Genomic DNA, 17,730 nt, shown 5'->3' on the forward strand with positions numbered 1-17,730 from the left:
GTTGCCGGTTCTGGCCGTGACCGAGAGAATGCCACGCCACGCGGGCGTGTCAAATGCGCAAAACCGGCAGGATCAGGGCTCGATCCAGCCCGCCAGTTCGCGCCGCACGATCGCTTCGAGCAGATCCATGCCCGCGCCCGAGGTATTGAGGCACGACAGCGCAGCAAAATCAGTGCCGCCCGCCGCGATGAAATCGTCTTTCCCGCGCAAGGCCAGTTCCTCCAGCGTTTCCAGGCAATCGGCCGAAAAGCCCGGCGCCGCGATCGCCACTTTGCGCGTCCCGCCCCGGGCCAGTTCCACCAGCGTGGTGTCGGTGGCCGGCTCCAGCCACTTGGCCCGGCCGAAGCGCGACTGGAAACTGGTTTCCACGCGTAGCCCCGGATGGCTTTGGGCAAAGGCCGCGGCGAGAAGGCGCGAGGTCTTGCGGCAATGACAATGATAGGGATCGCCCAGATGCAGCGTGCGCTCGGGCATGCCGTGATAACTCAGCAGCAGCACATCGGGCACGAACGAGAGGGCGCCGATCTGGCCGGCAAGATCGGCATGCAGCGCGCCGATCGCAGCAGCGTCGTCATGATAGGGCGGCAGCGTCCGCAGCGCGGGCAAGCGGCGCCGCGCCTTGATCCAGTCTGCCAGGGCATCGAGCGCGCTGGCCGTGGTCGCCCCGGAATATTGCGGATAGAGCGGTGCCACCAGGATGCGCTCGCACCCGGCGGCCAGCAGCGCGTCCAGCTCTGCCCCCATCGCCGGGTTCTGATAGCGCATGGCATGGCGCACGATCACGCTATCGCCCAGCCGTGCCTGCAGCGCCCGCGCCTGGCCCGCGGTGATCGCGGCCAGCGGAGACCCTTCCGGGCCCCACACCTGGGCATAGGCATGGGCCGATTTCTTGGGCCTGGTCCGCAGGATGATGCCGCGCAGGATCGGCTGCCACAGCAGCGTGGGGATTTCCACCACGCGCTTGTCCGACAGGAATTCCTTGAGATAGCGCCGCACCGATTGCACGTCGGGCCCATCCGGCGTGCCAAGGTTGACCAGCAGCACGCCGATGCGCCCCGTGGCCACCGGCGGATGGTCTGCCGGCAGGTGCGCAGGGCAGGAATGGGGGGCAGCAGCAGCGGTCATCAAACGCCTTCAGACAAGAGGGGCAGGCGGCGCAGCCGCAACCCGGTGGCCGAGAACAACGCATTGGCAATGGCCGGCGCCACCGCCACCACGCCCAGATCGCCGGGATCGAACGGCATATCGAGCGATGGCGGGTCTTGCCGCTGGGCGCTGCTGTCAACAAACACAACATCGACCTTGGGGCAATCGGCCAGCAGCGGCAGGCCCAGTTGGCTGAAATGCCCAGCCAGCGGCCGCCCGGCGGCATAGCCGGTACTGCCCCCCACCGCCAGTCCCAGCCCGAAGAACAGCCCGCCTTCGATCTGCTGGCGCGCGATGTCGGCATTGATCACCCGGCCGATATCGACGCAGGCGCTCAGGGTCTCCACCCGGATCGCGCCATCGGCCTGGCGCGCCGTGGCCACCACCGCGATATAGCCTTGGCGCGGGCCATCGGGGCCGGCCAGTTCCATCGCGTGGCAGGCGATTCCCTGGCCCGAGGCATCGGCCCCGCCCCCCCACATCGCCAGGCGCGCCACCCCTTGCAGGCAGGCCGCCAGGCGCGGTTGGCCGCCCAGCATGGCCATGCGGAACGCCAGTGGCTCGCTGCCACCGAAATGCGCGCATTCGTCGATGAAGCTTTCGGTGAGGAACGCGGTGATCGCCGCGCCGCCGCCGCGCATGCGGGCCGTGGCCAGCGGCAGCGCGACCGGCACATGATCGACTGCGCATTCGGGAATGGCATAAGGCGGCATCGCCCCTTCCAGGGCCAGCGGATCGGCACTGCCCTGCCAGCGGCGCGCACTGGCCGCGCTTTCCCCGTCCAGCACGCGCGCGGCCGTTTCACGCAGCGATGCCGGCATGGCAATACGGCTGCGCCAGCCCAGCAATTGCTGCTTGTCGGGGCTCATGCCCGCTTCCAGCAGGGCCGAAACCGGTGCACGCGGCAGGCTCGCCAGTGATTCCTGCCAGCGCGACCAGGTCAGTTGCACCGGTTTGCCGGTGGCCCGCGCCAAGGCCGCCGCCTCGCCCGCAATCCGCGCATCGAGCCGCGCATCGAAACTGCCGCCCGCCGCCATGGGATAGACCACCACGTCGCCCTCGCCAAGGCCTGCGGCGCGGGCGCCCTCGCGCCGGGCCGCCTCGGGCGCCTGGGTCGCCAGCCACAGTTCCAGCCGGCCATGCTCGATCCGCGCCGTGCATGTCGCCGGCTCAAGCGGGGCATGCAGGGCCGGCTCGATGTCGTAGCGCGCCGAAAGACTGGGTTTTTCCAGCAAGGCGGTAGGATCGCCCCGGCCCCATAGCCGCTTGGGGCTACCCTTGGCGAGCGCGGTGTCGAGCGCGGCATCGATCGCATTGCCATCGGCCACGGCCCCTCGGGCGCGAAAGCGCGGCTCCATCGCCGCCACCGCGCGATCGGCCGCATGCCAGGTCACCCCGATCGCCGCGAGCCAGCCCTTGGCATGGACCACGCCCAGGCACCCCGGCACGCGGGCGGCGGCCTGGGCGTCCCAGGTAGACAGCACGCAATCGCCCTGGGGCCCGTGGGCAATGGCCGCATGGACCATGCCCGGCAGGCGCACGTCGGCGGCAAAGACGAAACTGCCATCCACCTTGGCCGGCAAGTCCAGCCGCGGAAAAGGGAGCCGGCTGCCGGCCGGGAAGCGGCTGGGCGCCTCGCGCGCCGGGCTGGCGCGCAAAGGAGCCTTGCCTGGCGGATCGAGATCGAGCGCGGCATCGACCAGGCGGGCAAAGGGCAGGCGCTTGCCCCCGCCCACCACGGCATGGCCCTGCGTGTCGAGCCCGTCGGCCGCCACGCCCCATTGCGCTGCAGCGGCTGCGATCAATAGCGCGCGGAGCGTGGCCGCCGCTTCGCGCAAGGGCTGTTCGAACGCGGCCAGGCTCGTGCCCGCCACGGTCAGCATCATCGGCCCGCGCTCGGCTTTCATCCGAGTGAGACCATTGGCCGGATCGTCCAGCACATCGGGCAGGATCGGCAGCCAGGTGGGCAGCCAGAGCGGCGCCCAATGCGCCGCCAGCACCGCATCGGCATAGGCGGGGCTGAGCGGCGCGGGCTCCACCGCCACTTGGGCCCAGTCCGCGCCCAATTCCACCGCCACGATCTGCGCCATGAGCGTGGTCACGCCCTGGCCCATTTCACAGGCCGGCACCGCCACGGTCAGCGTGCCATCGCGCGCCAGCTTGAGAAAGGCATTGGCCACGCGGCCATCCTTGCCGGCCACCAGCGGCGAAGCATAATGGCGCGGCACCAGGGCAAAGGCGGCAATCAGCGCGCCGCCCGCCCCAGCCCCGATCAGCACGCCGCGCCGGGTGGGCTTCAATCGTCGCAGGGCTGATGACGGACCCATGGCGCGCGCAGGGATCAGGCCAGCTGGTCGAGCGCTGCCAGCACCGAGCGGGCAATGGCGGAGAACGCCTGCGCCTGCGGGCCTTCGCCGGCAGCCGGCGGTTCGCCCGCGTCGCTTTTCTGGCGGATGGCAATATCCAGCGGCACCCGGCCCAGGAACGGCAGGTCCAGTTCGCGCGCCGTCACTTCCGCGCCGCCATGGCCAAACGGATCGCTCACCTGGCCGCAATGCGGGCAGAGGTATCCAGCCATGTTTTCCACCACGCCCAGCACCGGCACTTTGCCCTGGTCGAACAGGCCGATGGCGCGCGTGGCGTCGATCAGCGCCAGGTCCTGCGGGGTGGAGACGATCACCGCCGCCGTGGGCTTGTATTTCTGCAGCATGGTCAACTGCACGTCGCCGGTGCCGGGCGGCAGGTCGACCACCAGGATTTCGGTATCACCCCAATCGGCCTCGATCAGCTGGCCCAGCGCGCTGCCGGCCATCGGCCCGCGCCAGGCGATCGCTTGGCCCGGCTGCACCAGATGCCCCATGGAAAGCATCGGCACGCCCCATGGGCTCTGCACCGGGATCATCGTCTTGTCGCGCGCTTCGGGCTTGCGCCCCTCGGTACCGAGCAGGCGCGGCTGCGACGGGCCATAGATGTCGGCATCGACCAGGCCCACCTTGCGCCCCAGCCGGGCCATGGCCACGGCCAGGTTCGCCGAAAGGGTGGACTTGCCCACGCCCCCCTTGCCCGAACCCACGGCCAAGATGCGCCGGTTCCGCTTTTCGGCGGTAAGCGCCACGCGCAGTTCAGCCAGGCCCGCGCCGCGTGCGGCATCCTTGGCGGCCTGTTCCACGGCGGATCGGGCCGCCGCATTCAGCCCGGCAACATCGATCACCGCCGTGCCGCTCTCGCCCGTCACGCGCAGAACCTGGAGCCTTGCAGCCCCCACGGCATCGGCAATGGCCTGGCGCACGGCCGCTTCATCGATCGTCACTGCTTTCATCCTGCTCGTTGTTCGCTGGCCCCGGCGCAACCGGCAGCCTGTCAGAAAGGCCCTAGCAGACGAATTTTGGGAACGAGACACTGTTTTTCACGCGATCCCTTCCTATAAGACTGGGCATGACTGCTTTTCGTGGACTGGCCCTGCGCCCTCTCGCGCCCCTTTCGGAAACCTGGTCATGACAGACCGCAAAAGCCCGTGGGGCCATAATGGTGAGCCTGACCGGCCCGCCCGGGACGATGGCAACACCCCACCAGAAGATTCACCCAACGGCGAAGACACGCCCGAGCGCGCATCGCCCGAGGCGGGCCCGCAATCCAGCGGCAGCCCGAGCGGCTCTGAAAAGCCTGGCGCCAAGCCGGAAGGCCCGCGCAATCCCTGGTTGCCGCCCGCCGGCGATAGCCGCCGCCCGCCCAGCATCGAAGACATCTTTCGCGCGCGCAGCGGCAAGGGCGGCGGCAGCAATGGTGGCGGCGGGGGCGGCGGCAATCCGCTGCTCGGCGGGCGCGGTCCCAACTTGCGCCTGCCGCAACGCCCCGATGGCAAGTCTTGGTGGCCGCTGGGCATTGCCGCGCTGGCGCTGCTGTGGCTGTGCGGATCGAGCACGCATCGCCTCGCGCCCCAGGAACAGGGTCTGGTCACCACTTTCGGCGCCTATTCGCGCACTTTGGGGCCGGGTGTTTCCTTCACTGCGCCCTGGCCGATCCAGCAAGTCGAAACGCGGGACGTCACCTCGATCCAGCGCGAAACCATCCCCGAAGGCGATGGCGAACGCCTGATGCTGACCGGCGACCAGAATCTGGTCAACGTCAACTATTTGGTGCGCTGGAACATCAAGGATCTCAAGCTCTACGCATTCCAGTTGGCCGATCCCGACCAGTCGGTGCGCGAAGTGGCCGAAGCGGCGATGCGTGCGGCGATTGCCGAAGTGGGCTTCAACGATGCCATGGGCTCTGGCCGCGCCACGATCGAGCAGAACGTGCGCGACCGCATGCAGCGCGTGCTCGATGCCTATCGTTCGGGCGTGCGCATCCAGGGCGTGGAAATCACCAAGATCGACCCGCCGGCCAAAGTGGTCGATGCGTTCAAGGAAGTACTTGCCGCCCAGCAGAAAGCGCAAGGCGACGTGAACGAGGCACAAGGCTGGGCGCAGAAGAAACTGGCCGCCGCGCAAGGCGAAGCGGCCGCTTTCGACAAGGTCTATGAACAATACAAGCTGGCCCCAGAAGTGACCAAGCGGCGCATGTATTACGAAACGATGGAGCGCGTGCTGGGCCAGAACGACAAGGTCATCGTCGAAGCGCCGGGCACCGTGCCCTATCTGCCGCTGCCCGCAATGCGCCAGACGCCGCCGCCATCCGACGATGCGCGCCAGGGAGGGCAGCGCTGATGGAAACGCTTCTCCTGCAGTACAAGCGCGTGCTGATCGGCGCTGCGATCGCCCTCGTGGCGCTGCTTTCGTGCCTCATCGTGGTGCCCGAAACCCAGCAGGTCGTAATCGTGCGGCTGGGCCAGCCGGTGCGTGTGGTCAACCGCTATACCCCGCACGGCGATTTCGGCCGCAGCGGGGCGGGCCTGGTCTGGCGCCTGCCGTTCTTCGAACAGGCGGTGCGCATCGACCGCCGCGTGCTCGATGTCGATATGGAGCGCCAGCAGGTCACCTCGCTCGACCAGCGCCGCCTGGAAGTGGATGCCTATGCCCGCTTCCGCGTGATCGATCCGATCAAGATGTATGAAACCGCCGGCACGGTGGATCGCGTGGCGCAGCAACTGCAGCCGATCCTCAATTCCGTGCTGCGCCAGGAACTGGGCAACCGCACGTTCGCGTCGCTGCTCACCCCGAACGCGGCGAGGCCATGGCGCGCATTCGCGAAGGGCTGGATCGCGAGGCGCGCGAATATGGCGCCCAGGTGATCGACGTGCGGATCAAGCGCGCCGATCTGCCCGATGGCACGCCGCTGGAATCCGCCTTTGCCCGCATGGCCACGGCGCGCGCGCAGGAAGCGGCCACGATTGCCGCACAAGGGCAAAAGAACGCGCAGATCATTCGTGCCCAGGCCGAAGCGGAAGCCGCCCGTATTTATGCGGCCAGCTTTGGCAAGGATCCTGAATTCTATGACTTTTACCGCGCGATGCAGAGTTATGACTACACTTTCACCCAGAAAGGCAGCAATACCAGCATCATCCTCTCGCCCGACAACCGCTATCTGAAGCAATTCAGGGGGCCGTAATCGGAACCTGTTCCATTCAAAGTCCGTTCATGCGACGAAGCGTGAAACGGCACCCGGATCGGGCGCGGTTTTCCCTCACGCCGCGTCAAGCAACAAGCGAATAAAGGATCAACCCTCGTGCGATACGCTTATGGAGTGACTACGGCACTGCTTCTCGCCGGCAGCGCGCTCACGCTGGCAACGGGCTTCCCGGCCGGCGCCCAGGTGGCGCAGAATGACAGCTCGCAGATTCAGGCGATCACCCCGCGCCAGGGCGCGCCATCCAGCTTCGCCGACCTCACTGCCCAGTTGCAGCCGGCCGTGGTCAACATCTCGACCCGCCAGCGGGTCAAGGTCCAGAACAACAATCCCTTTGCCGGCACGCCGTTCGGCGATCTGTTCGGCGGCGGCCAGGGTGGCCAGGGCGGCGGCACGCGTGAAGCGCAGTCGCTGGGTTCGGGCTTCATCATCTCGGCCGATGGCTATGTGGTCACCAACAATCACGTGATCACCGCCGATGGCCAGGGCGAAGTGGAATCGATCTCGGTTACCACGCCCGATGGCACCGAATACCCGGCCAAGCTGGTGGGCAAGGATGCCGCGTCCGACCTCGCCGTGCTCAAGATCACCGGCACCAAGCCGTTTCCGTTCGTGAAGTTCGGGGATTCGCGCAAGGCGCGCGTGGGGGATTGGGTCATTGCCATCGGCAACCCCTTTGGCCTGGGTGGCACGGTGACGCAGGGCATCATCTCGGCGGTCTATCGCGCCACCGGTTCGGGCAGCGCCTATGACCGCTATCTGCAGACCGATGCCTCGATCAACCGCGGCAACTCGGGCGGCCCGATGTTCGACATGGCCGGCAACGTGATCGGCATCAACAACGCGATCTATTCGCCCACCGGCGGCAGCGTCGGCATCGGCTTTGCGATCCCTGCCGAAATCGCCGCCCCGATCGTGGAAAAGCTCAAGAACGGCCAGACCATCGAGCGTGGTTACCTGGGCGTGCGCATCCAGCCGATCAACGATGATCTCGCCGCCTCGCTGGGCCTGCCCAAGAATCGCGGCGAATTCATCCAGTCGGTCGAACCCGGCGCCGGCGCGGCCAAGGCCGGCATCCAGGCGGGCGACGTGGTCACCCGCGTCGATGGCAAGGAAGTCAAGCCCGACCAGACGCTCTCGTTCATCGTCGCCAACACCGCCCCGGGCAAGACCGTGGCGATCGACCTGGTGCGCAACGGCAAGCCGATGACGGTCAACGCCGTGGTGGGCAAGCGCCCGACCGAGGAAGAACTGGCCAACCAGAGCTTCGACCCCGACCAGCAAGACGATGGCGGCTTTGGTGACAACAGCGATGGCCAGCAGCAGCAACAGCAAAAGCAGGCTCAGGCCGGTGGCCTGATCCAGAAGTCGCTGGGCGTGGCTGCCGTGCCGCTGACCCCGCAGATCGCCCGCCAGCTGGGCGTAAGCGAGGATACGCGCGGCGTGGTGGTCACCGGGGTGGACAGCTCGTCCGATGCCGGTGCCAAGGGTCTTCAGCGTCGCGACATCATCCTCTCGGCCAACTATCGCGTCCTGGCGACCGTGGCCGATCTGGAAGCCGTGGTGCGCCAGGCCAAGGCCGAGAATCGCGAAGCCGTGCTGCTGCGCGTGCAGCGCGCGGGCCAGCCGGCCATCTACCTGCCGATCCGCCTGCGCTGATCGCGCCCGCCACAAGGGGCAAATACAACAAGGGCCGGCATCCCACCTGGGGTGCCGGCCCTTGTTGCGTTCGGACTGTCTCGTTCTGGCACAAACACGGTCTTGTCTCGGCAGCCGTTGCGCGTATGCTTCCCTGTGATTGCGAGGAGGGCGACGATGCGGGCCAACTATGTGATCGAACAGCAGCTGGCGCTGGACCACGGCCATGATTCGCTGGTGCAGGACATCGCGATCGACACTCTGGCCAAGACGGTCGCGATCCGGCTGCTCTCGTGCCCCGATCGCCGCACCCACCGCCGCGTTGCGCTGGAATTGCTGTTTCAACAGGTCGAAGCGGTCACCGTCGACGCAGACATGATCGAATTGCGGGCAGAGGCTGGTGCCGGCGCCGTCAAACACTGGCACCTAGCCGAAGCGGCCGGCGCGTCGTATATCCACATGGCCAAGGGCCACGTCTCGGTCGCGGCGCGTCAGCCGCCCGAATTGATCCGCGTGCGCAACTGATTTGCCCTTGCCCGGCACCGATCCACTCGGCACCGGGCTGGGTAAGCTGCTTCAGTAGTTCGACGGCGGATCGCTAGCTGGGAAGCTTTCGTCCACCACGTCGTCCTGCTTGTCCCACTTGGGCGGATCCGAACGCATGCCCTGGGTGCCGGCCGAACGCACCTTGGAAAAGTTCTCGCCCGGCGTTTCGCCAGGCGCGAACGCGGCCGGGCTGGTTGCTTCTTCGCCCTTTTTGCGAACGGCGCGATAGATGACGTAACCTGCCGCCGCTGCGGCGGCCCATTGGAATAGGCTCATGTTTCAAGCTCCATCGATGGCAGCGCATAAGCCGCCAGTCATGGGCGAGAAACGAACCGGGGCGCGAATGGTTCGCGCCCCGGCTGCATTTTCATCATATCACAGGTTTCAATAACCCTGCCAATCCTGCGCCCTACGGTCCGCAGGGGTCTTGGCCGGTGGCTTGCCCGCCGGTTGCGCTGGCCTCGGGGCCTGGCGCGTGCGCCCCGTCGCTCGATCGAGCAGGTCATCGCTTGCGGCAGGCTGGGCATTGCGCGGCGCCTGGCGCGCCGGCGCGGCTGGCCCGGTGCCCAGGCCATCCTGGTCCACGGGAATGGCGTCATCGGGCGTGCGGCCCTGCGGCCCGTTGCCCTGTGGCCCGTTGCCCTGCGCACCTTCCAGGCCATCGCCCTGCTGGCCGTTGACCGTGTTGCCGTTCTCGTCGGTATAGTAATAGTCGTTGGGATTGTTGAGCAGGGCTTCGTCGTCGGGCTCAAGCTGCCATTCCGGCAACTTGAGCTGGTTGTCGAACTGCTCCACCGGGCGTTTGGCCGTGGCCACGCGCATATAGGCGGCAAAGGCGCGCGCCGGGGCGGTCCCACCCTGCAGGCCGGGCACAGGGTGCGCATCGTCGCGCCCCATCCACACGCCCGTGGTCACGCCGCTGGAAAAGCCCAGGAACCAGCCATCCTTGTTGGAACTGGTGGTGCCGGTCTTGCCCGCCACCGGGCGGCCGATCTGCGCGGCCCGGCCGGTGCCGATGTTCACCGCGGTTTGCAGCAGGTCGGTGATCTCGGCCGCGACGTAATCGGGCACAAGCTGCTGCTGCGCATCGGGGCGGTGGCTGTACAGCACTTCCCCGTCCGTCGTCGTCACCTTGCGGATGCCATAGGGCGTCACCAGGCGGCCCTTGGCTTCTACCGAGGCGAAAGCACGCACCATGTCGATCACGCGCACGTCGCTGGTGCCCAGCACCATCGAGGGCATCGTGTTGATCGGGGTGGTGATGCCAAACCGGCGGGCCATGTTGGCTACTGCGCTAAAGCCCACTTCGTTGCCGAGCTGCGCGGCCACCGTATTCTTGGAATAGGCAAAGGCGGTGCGCACGTCGATCTGGCCGGCATAGCTGCCGCCCGAATTGCGCGGGCTCCACCCATCGATCGTAACGGGCTCGTCCACCACGCGGTCTTCTGGGCGATAGCCGCGTTCCAGCGCGGCGAGATAGACGAACAGCTTCCACGCCGAACCGGGCTGGCGCACGGCATTGGTCGCGCGGTTGTAGTTAGAGGTGACGTAATCGGTGCCGCCCACCATGGCCAGCACGGCGCCATCGCGGTCCACGCTCACCAGGGCGCCCTGGGCGCCCTTGGGTACCTGCGTGGTGATCGCATCGGTCGCCGCGCGCTGCGCCACGGGATCGAGCGTGGTCCAGACCTCGATCGGCTGGTCGTTGTCGGGCACCAGCACGTCAAGCTGCGGCAGCACCCAATCGGTGAAATAGCGGGCCGAATTCTGGCCCTGCTCGGCGGCCAGGTGCACGGCCTTGAGATCGACCGCCGCCGCCTGCGCCGGGGTCAACGCGCCGGCATCGACCATGGTTTCCAGCACGACCTTGGCGCGGTCCACTGCGGCTTGCGCATCGGCGGTGGGCGAATAGTGCGAAGGCGCCTTGACCAGGCCGGCGATGATCGCTGCCTCGCCCAGCGAGAGTTCCTCGCCCGAATGGCCGAAGAACTTGCGCGCGGCCGAATCCACGCCATAGGCGCCGCCGCCGAAATAGACCTTGTTGAGGTACAACTCGAGGATCTGGTCCTTGGAAAACTTGCTTTCCAAAGCCAGCGACAGGATCGCCTCGCGAATCTTGCGATCGAACGTGCGGCTGTTGTTGAGGAAGATGTTGCGCGCCAACTGCTGGGTGATGGTCGATCCGCCCTGGCGCCATCGCCCGCTTTGCGCACGCACCATGACCGAGCGGACAATGCCCACCGGGTCCACGCCCCAGTGTTCGCGGAAGCGGCGGTCTTCCACCGAAACCAGCGCATCCTTCATCGGCTGGGGAATGCGGTTGTAGGGAATCCACTTGCCGTAGCTGGGCCCGAGCGTAACGATTTCCGAACCGTCGTTGGCTCGCACCACGATCATCTGGCCAGCCTGGCTGGACTTGAGCTTGTCGTAGCTGGGCAGCGAACGGGCCGTCACCAGCACCGCGCCAGTGATGCCCAACGCCACCAGCAGCACGATGCCGATGCCCCACACCGCAAGGCGGCGCAGCCATCGGCCGATCGTGGAAGGCGCGCGGCTGCGCTGCGCGGGGTCTTCGCCGTCTTGTCCGCGGCGGGGCACGTCCCGTCTGGCCATCAGTGGTTACCGGTTTCCTCGAAAGCGCAACACTGCGCCAAGTTTGCGAGCCATCAGCCGCCCTTGCACAGGCGATCCGTAACGCAGGGTTAATGGATGCCTGCCAGGGCGCCCTGGCTCGCTCCCTAGCCGATCATTCTTCCGGCGTGAAGTCGAGCGCGGCAGAGTTCATGCAATAGCGCAGCCCGGTCGGCGCGGGCCCATCGGGAAACACGTGGCCCAGGTGCCCGTCGCAGCGGGCACAACGCACTTCGGTGCGAATCATTCCGTGCGACGTGTCGCGCTTTTCCTCCACCGCGGTTTCGTCCATCGGGTGGGTAAAGCTGGGCCAGCCGCACCCGCTGTCGAACTTGGTGGCCGAGGTGAACAGCGGCTGCCCGCACCCGGCGCAGGTGTAATCGCCGCTGGCCTTGTTCTTGTCGTACTTGCCGGTAAACGCCCGCTCGGTGCCGGCCTGGCGCAGGATGTGATACTGCTCCGGGCTCAGGCGTTCGCGCCATTCCGCCTCGGTCAGGTTCAGTTTTTCGCTCATGGATGGGATCTCCTTTGCCGCCCATATGGGGTGGCGGGCGCCACGCCACAACATCGCCGCGGCGCCCCCGTTCGAGCCTTCGCAGACCATACTGGCACTTCCTGTCGCACATCGCTTAAAAAGCGGCGCACAATGCGCTATGACGGCCTCGTGATGGAAAAATTGCAAGAACCTCTGGCAGACATTGCCCAGTGCAGCCTTCCCGTGGCGTTGGAGGTGATGGGTGAGCGCTGGTCGTTCATGATCCTGCGCGCCGCGTTCAACGGCATCTACCATTTCGAGGAATTCCTCACCCAGTTGGGCATTGCGCGCAACATCTTGTCCAACCGGCTGTCGCGCCTGGTCGATCACGGCATCCTGGCGCGCATCCCCTGTTCCGACGATCGGCGGCGGGTGGAATACCGGCTGACTCCCAAGGGATTCGATCTGCTGCCGGCGATGCTAGCCTTGCGCCAATGGGGCGAGAAGTGGGGCGCTGGCATTTCCTGCAACCCGGTGCTGTGCGATGCGCGCGATGGCCAGCCGATCGCGCCGATCGTCCTGCGTGCGCACGATGGGCGTCCGCTGGGCCCGGCAGACCTTGCCTGGCGCCGCCGCGAAGAAATCGCGCCGCCTGCCCCTGCCCCGGCCAAGGAACCGGCATGAACGCTCGCCTGATCAAGCAGGTTCGCGCGTCGACGGGCTTGTGATTCGCTGAAAAGTATTCGGGGCAGGATCGCCGGTGGAAACGGCGACCCTGCCCCGCCAACCGCACGGGGGACTGCGCGTGCGGCAAGCTCTTGTCTGGGCTTTGTTTCATGAATGGGGCCAAAACGGTTTCGTTCGCGCAAATTCATCGATGATGAGATTGCGCACTGCGCCTGGGATCCCCACTCGCGGCAGGCAGGACCCGCCACGATATCAGCGGCTGGCCAGAACCTGCTCGCGCGCCAGCGCAACCTGGACCTTGCCCTGGCGCAGCGCGGCGCTGAAGCAGTTGCGCTGGTCCTGGGCCTGTTCCAGAGTCACCTTGCCCAAGCCAATGGCGCAGGCCTGGCGTGCGGCGGCACGCACCCGGCGATCGGCCGCCGCGCGGCCTTCCACGCTCATCAGGTTGAGATCGGAAATCTTCACCGGCACGCGGGTGACGGTCATCGTCATGCCGCTCGGCGCGTCGATCATCGAGTCGGCCGGGGCCTGGGCGAAAGCGGGCATGCTGCTGCCGGCCAGGGCACCGGCGGCGGCAAGGGAAAGGGCAAGCGGGCGGAAGGCGGGGCTGAAGACAGACATCGGTCGTTTCCTTTTGCGTGGTGGGACAAAAGCACGGATCGAAATGGGTTCGGGCTTGGTCTCGTTGGACTGGCCGCCTGGCGGTTCAGGCCTTGCGGTATGTCGCTGGTTTAACCGCATCTTCGAGGGTCGGCGCGCGCCCCTCGACCAGGCACGGCCCCACGCCGACCAGCGCCGCCTGTCCCCGACGAACCGCCATGCCGCATCGGCGGACGACACATTTCGACATCGCCACCGCCCGACGAACCACGCGCGCCGCGTGCTCGATTCGTCGATGGCTGCGCATCAATGCGCAGCAAACCCTTTGCCCGGCGGCAAGAAAGGCGCACTATGACATGCTCATGGCAGTGGCAGTCATCTTTGTGCTGGGCATCGTCAACTTCGCGCTCAACCGCGCGGTGATGGCGTGCAACCACCCGCTGATGCGGCAGATGCCGCCCATGCTAAAGGCGATGAACCGTCGCTTCTCGCTGCTGATCGAATACCTGATGCTGGTGGCCGGCATGCTGCTCGCCGCACAAGGCTGGGCCTGGGGGGCGATCGGCTATGGCGTCTACAGCATGATGAACGGTTTTTCCGCCTGGCTCATCCTGTCGGGCCGGGTCTGATCCCGGATCGGGGGCTTGGTTGCGGTTCTGCTGGCGGGAACCGCCAACACCCCCGCGCATTGGCCCGGGGGAGGACCTTTCGCGCATGACCACCATTCCCCTTTGGCTCGTCGTCAATCCGGCCAGCGGCAGCAATTCCGAAGCGGCGGTTGCCGCGCTTACCGCCGCCTTGGCCGAAGGCGGCCACGCGCCCACGCGGGTGCTGCGCCTGCCGGCCGATGAACTGCCCACCCGCGCTGCGCTGGAAGCTGCCAACGTTGCCACGCTGGCAATCTTCACCGGCGATGGCACCGTCAACGCGCAAGTTGCGCTGCTGCACGGGTGGGAAGGCGCGGTGCTGGTGCTGCCGGGTGGCACGCAAAACCTGCTGGCCAAGGCGCTGCATGGCGATGCCGATGCCCCCGCTATTGCCGCGCGCCTGGGCCGTGGCGAATTGCGCCGCACGCGCCGCAGCGCCGTCAAGACGTCGGCCGGCGACGCGCTGGTCGAAGTGCTCGCCGGCCCTGGCGCGACGTGGGCCGACGTGCGTGAAGGCGTGCGCGACATGGACTTGTCGAGCATTGCCAGCGCCTTGGGCGAAGCGGTGCGCAGCACTGCGGGCGGTGCTGCCGTCAGCGTCAGCGAGCCGCCATTGGGCAAGCCGGAAGGCTATCGTGCGGTGCGCATGGATGCCGATGACGGCACGCTCACACTCGATGGCTATGATGCGCAGGATTGGGCAGACTTGGCGGCCCATGGTGTTTCCATGCTGGTAAAGCGCGATTTCCGCCAGGGTCCGCACGAAGAACTGGGCCAGGCCGACGCCGTGGTCTGCACCAGCCGCGAGCCGATCGCTCTGATGATCGATGGCGAACGCCGCGACGGCGCCACGCAGGAAGAGTTCCGCTGCATAACCCTGCCGGTCGAATTCCTGGCCAGCGCGGTGGCGCCCTCTTGACCGCGCAAGCGCCTGAGGGGAAAGCGCAGCGCGCATCCCCAAGGAATTGGCCCGGCATGACCCGCATCTTTCACATCAGCGACATTCACTTCGGACTGGAAGATCCCCGTGCCCTGGCATGGCTGGTCGATTGCGTGGCGCGCGAACGCCCCGATGCCGTGGCCATCACCGGCGACCTGACGATGCGCGCGCGGCACCGCGAATTTGCTGCCGCATGCCGCTGGATCCAGGGATTGGACGTGCCGGTCACGGTGGAAGTGGGCAACCACGACTTGCCCTATTTCAACCCGGTCGAACGGTTCTTCGATCCTTATCGGCGTTTCCGCGCCATCGAACACCTGGTGGAGCGGCCGCTCGATCTCCCGGGCGTGGCAATCGTGCCGCTCAAGACCACGGCGCGGGCGCAGTGGCGCTTCAACTGGTCCAAGGGCCATGTGGGGCGCAAAGCGCTGGCCGATTGCCTCGCCCGGATCGACGCCCTGCCCCCGGGCACCCGTGCCTTGGTGGCCTGCCACCATCCCCTGGTCGAAGCCGGCACGCGCGGCAACGCCATGACCCGCCACGGCAATGCCGCCCTGGCCGAGCTTGCGCGGCGCAATGTCCTGGCCGTGCTGTCGGGCCATGTGCATGACGCATTCGACCTTATCCGCCCCACGCCGCATGGCCCGGTGCGGATGATCGGCGCCGGCACGCTCTCGCTGCGCACGCGCTCCACCCCGCCCAGCTTCAACGATCTCGTGCTGGGCAATGGCGATATAAATGTCACCGTGCGCAACCTCGACGCCGTGCCGACGCCGGCGATGCAGATCGAGGATGTGCCCGAAAACGCGCTGCCCCCGCGCCAGCCCGGCGAACCGGTCGCCCCGATCGCTGCCGTACCCGAAGTCGATCCGCCGGTGCATTGAGCCAAGCCATGAAAAAAGCCCCCGCCCGACAAGGGCGAGGGCCTTTTTGCAAGCCAAGCAGGCCGGATTACTTCTTCTTTTCGGGCGCCACCGAGATGCGCACGGTTTCCCCGTTGTGGCCGGGGAAATCGGTGAACATCGCATCGACCAGGTTGGGCACCAGATAGGGCAGGCGGTTGGAGGTGGAGGCCGCTTCAGCCTTGCCTTCGAACACGCGCTTGCCATCGGCCCGGCGCTCGATCTTCAGGTCGATGCCGCTGGTGTAGACGGTCACCACGTCCACGCCGCCATAACCGGCGCCCCAGAACGGATCGTACCAGCCATAGCCCCAGCCACGCCGGCCCCAGAAGCCGCCATAGGGCCGGCCATAGAAGCCGGGGCCATACCACGGCCCCCAGAACGGATCGGCCATGCCGGTGGAGCGCACGTGCTCGCGCCCGCGATCGACGCCGTAATTGAACTTGACCACGAGGTCAGAGGTCTGCGGATCACCCGGAACATAGCCCAGGCTGGCCATCTTGGCCGACACCAGGCTGGCATATTGCGAGAATTCCAGGCCGCCATTGTCACGTGGGTCTTCGGCGACCACGGCAAAGGTCTGCCCGGCCGGAGCCGGCAGTTCGCGCTGGAAACGGGAAACCTTGGCATCGAAGCTGGTCGCACAGCCCGAGAGTGCCAGGAGAAGGGGAGCAGCCAGCAGGGCAAGTCGGCCGGCCCGAAGCATCTTGGTCATTTATTTCGACTCCTCATGCGCACCGGTGTCCCCAATCCCCGGCGCCGGTCGTGTGTTAGCACGACGAAATGATGCCTGCGAGGGGCTGAATGGAGCTTGAATGATAACGCACGAGGCGCCGAAATGCTCCGCAATCCAAGGCGCTTGCACAAAAGGGCGCCCCTTGCCGGAGCGCCCTTTTGCCGGTCATCATCGCGTGTAGGCGGCGCTCAACGCACCAGGCCCAATGCGGCATAGGCCGCGTTCAGCGTGGGCACGGCAAGGCTTCGCGCCTTTTCCGCGCCGCGCGCCAGGATCGCATCCAGCGCCGCGCGGTCTTCGCGCAATTCGCGATAGCGCGCGGCCATCGGCGCCAGCTTGCTCACCAGCAGATCGCCCAGTGCCGGCTTGAACTGGCCAAAGCCCTGCCCGCCGAACTGCGCCAGCACGCCCGCCACATCGGTGCCCGCCATCGTCGCATAGATGCCCACGAGGTTGCGCGCCTCGGGCCGCCCTTCCAGGCCGGCCGCCTCGCTCGGCAGCGGCTCGGGATCGGTCTTGGCCTTCTTCACTTTCTGCATGATGGTATCGGCATCATCCACCAGGTTGATCCGGCTCATGTCCGAAGGATCGGACTTGCTCATCTTGGCGCTGCCATCGCGCAGGCTCATGATGCGCGCCGCTTCGGGCGGGATGATCGGATCGGGCTGGGTGAACACCGGCGCATCTTCGCTGGCGAAGTCGTTGTTGAACTTCTGCGCGATGTCGCGCGCCAGTTCCAGGTGCTGCTTCTGGTCCTCGCCCACCGGCACGTGTGTGGCCTGATAGAGCAACACGTCGGCCGCCTGGAGCACGGGATAAGTGAACAGCGCCACCGAGGCACCTTCGCGGTTCTTGCCGGCCTTGTCCTTCCACTGCGTCATGCGGTTCAGCCAGCCCATCCGCGCCGTGCCGTTGAGCAGCCATTGCAGTTCCGCATGGGCCGGCACTTGCGCCTGGTTGAACAGGATCGAACGATCCGGATCGATCCCGCAGGACACCAGCGCCGCCACCATCTCGCGCGTGTTGGCGGCAAGCTGGGCGGGTTCATGCGGCATCGAGATGGCGTGGAGGTCTGCCAGGAAATAGAGGCAGGTGGCGCCTTTGGCGGTCCACTCGTCCTGCATCGCCACCCAGTTGCGGATCGCACCCAGGTAATTGCCAAGGTGAAGATTGCCGGTGGGCTGAATGCCGGAAACGATACGCATGAAACGTCTTGC

The 17,730-nt window shown here is 66.8% G+C and carries 16 protein-coding genes and 1 pseudogene; 8 read left to right on the forward strand and 9 right to left on the reverse strand.

Annotation, left to right across the window (positions count from 1 at the left end; genetic code table 11):
- Positions 1–72: 72 nt before the first annotated feature.
- The 3 genes from hemH to R9J51_RS02240 are packed head-to-tail and all read right to left on the reverse strand — an operon-like array spanning position 73 to position 4,465.
- Positions 73–1,125: a ferrochelatase gene (gene hemH / locus R9J51_RS02230; protein ID WP_179505752.1), complete on the reverse strand. Its 1,053-nt coding sequence runs from the start codon at positions 1,123–1,125 to the stop codon at positions 73–75.
- Positions 1,125–3,446, reverse strand: coding sequence for a molybdopterin cofactor-binding domain-containing protein (locus R9J51_RS02235; protein WP_179505753.1), 2,322 nt, complete (start codon positions 3,444–3,446; stop codon positions 1,125–1,127). The genes hemH and R9J51_RS02235 overlap by 1 nt, the downstream gene beginning before the upstream one ends.
- A 41-nt stretch (positions 3,447–3,487) precedes the next feature.
- Entirely contained in the window at positions 3,488–4,465 is a 978-nt protein-coding gene (locus R9J51_RS02240; protein ID WP_179505754.1) for an Mrp/NBP35 family ATP-binding protein, read from the reverse strand.
- Between the two features lie 175 nt (positions 4,466–4,640).
- On the opposite strand from R9J51_RS02240, the gene hflK reads away from it, so the two are divergent.
- From hflK to R9J51_RS02260, 4 genes and pseudogenes are all read left to right on the forward strand, one after another.
- Entirely contained in the window at positions 4,641–5,852 is a 1,212-nt protein-coding gene (gene hflK, locus R9J51_RS02245; protein ID WP_179505755.1) for a protease modulator HflK, read from the forward strand.
- Positions 5,852–6,693 (forward strand): annotated as a pseudogene (gene hflC, locus R9J51_RS02250) (protease modulator HflC). The gene hflK and the pseudogene hflC overlap by 1 nt, the downstream one beginning before the upstream one ends.
- A 117-nt stretch (positions 6,694–6,810) precedes the next feature.
- Positions 6,811–8,370 carry a Do family serine endopeptidase gene (locus R9J51_RS02255; RefSeq protein WP_168556156.1) on the forward strand — a complete coding sequence of 520 codons (1,560 nt, stop codon included), beginning with the start codon at positions 6,811–6,813 and terminating at the stop codon, positions 8,368–8,370.
- 156 nt (positions 8,371–8,526) lie between these two features.
- Positions 8,527–8,874, forward strand: coding sequence for a hypothetical protein (locus tag R9J51_RS02260; protein ID WP_179505756.1), 348 nt, complete (start codon positions 8,527–8,529; stop codon positions 8,872–8,874).
- A 51-nt stretch (positions 8,875–8,925) separates the two neighbouring features.
- On the opposite strand, the gene R9J51_RS02265 is transcribed toward R9J51_RS02260, so the two are convergent.
- The 3 genes from R9J51_RS02265 to msrB form a co-directional block, all read right to left on the reverse strand.
- Complete coding sequence (locus R9J51_RS02265) at positions 8,926–9,171, reverse strand: hypothetical protein (protein ID WP_179505757.1); 246 nt, start codon at positions 9,169–9,171, stop codon at positions 8,926–8,928.
- Positions 9,172–9,279: 108 nt separating this feature from the next.
- Complete coding sequence (locus R9J51_RS02270) at positions 9,280–11,508, reverse strand: PBP1A family penicillin-binding protein (protein ID WP_179505758.1); 2,229 nt, start codon at positions 11,506–11,508, stop codon at positions 9,280–9,282.
- A 133-nt stretch (positions 11,509–11,641) separates the two neighbouring features.
- Complete coding sequence (gene msrB, locus R9J51_RS02275) at positions 11,642–12,040, reverse strand: peptide-methionine (R)-S-oxide reductase MsrB (protein ID WP_169476821.1); 399 nt, start codon at positions 12,038–12,040, stop codon at positions 11,642–11,644.
- A 153-nt stretch (positions 12,041–12,193) separates the two neighbouring features.
- Here msrB and R9J51_RS02280 point away from each other — a divergent pair, with 153 nt between their 5' ends.
- Positions 12,194–12,685, forward strand: coding sequence for a winged helix-turn-helix transcriptional regulator (locus tag R9J51_RS02280; RefSeq protein ID WP_179506623.1), 492 nt, complete (start codon positions 12,194–12,196; stop codon positions 12,683–12,685).
- A 255-nt stretch (positions 12,686–12,940) separates the two neighbouring features.
- On the opposite strand, the gene R9J51_RS02285 is transcribed toward R9J51_RS02280, so the two are convergent.
- Positions 12,941–13,309 (reverse strand): UrcA family protein, encoded by a 369-nt coding sequence (locus tag R9J51_RS02285; RefSeq protein WP_168556150.1) that lies wholly within the window; start codon positions 13,307–13,309, stop codon positions 12,941–12,943.
- Positions 13,310–13,644: 335 nt separating this feature from the next.
- Here R9J51_RS02285 and R9J51_RS02290 point away from each other — a divergent pair, with 335 nt between their 5' ends.
- From R9J51_RS02290 to R9J51_RS02300, 3 genes are all read left to right on the forward strand, one after another.
- Entirely contained in the window at positions 13,645–13,917 is a 273-nt protein-coding gene (locus R9J51_RS02290) for a hypothetical protein (RefSeq protein WP_246866113.1), read from the forward strand.
- Positions 13,918–14,002: 85 nt separating this feature from the next.
- A complete protein-coding gene (locus tag R9J51_RS02295; RefSeq protein WP_179505759.1) occupies positions 14,003–14,854 on the forward strand; it encodes a diacylglycerol kinase family protein in 852 nt (283 codons plus the stop codon).
- 56 nt (positions 14,855–14,910) lie between these two features.
- A complete protein-coding gene (locus tag R9J51_RS02300) occupies positions 14,911–15,759 on the forward strand; it encodes a metallophosphoesterase family protein (RefSeq protein WP_168556148.1) in 849 nt (282 codons plus the stop codon).
- Between the two features lie 67 nt (positions 15,760–15,826).
- On the opposite strand, the gene R9J51_RS02305 is transcribed toward R9J51_RS02300, so the two are convergent.
- Both R9J51_RS02305 and trpS read right to left on the reverse strand, forming a co-directional pair.
- A complete protein-coding gene (locus tag R9J51_RS02305) occupies positions 15,827–16,492 on the reverse strand; it encodes a DUF4136 domain-containing protein (protein WP_168556147.1) in 666 nt (221 codons plus the stop codon).
- Between the two features lie 209 nt (positions 16,493–16,701).
- Complete coding sequence (gene trpS, locus R9J51_RS02310; RefSeq protein WP_168556146.1) at positions 16,702–17,718, reverse strand: tryptophan--tRNA ligase; 1,017 nt, start codon at positions 17,716–17,718, stop codon at positions 16,702–16,704.
- Between the last annotated feature and the right edge of the window lie 12 nt (positions 17,719–17,730).

The sequence above is a fragment of the Novosphingobium rhizosphaerae genome, assembly GCF_050920675.1.
Taxonomy (GTDB): Bacteria; Pseudomonadota; Alphaproteobacteria; order Sphingomonadales; family Sphingomonadaceae; genus Novosphingobium; species Novosphingobium rhizosphaerae.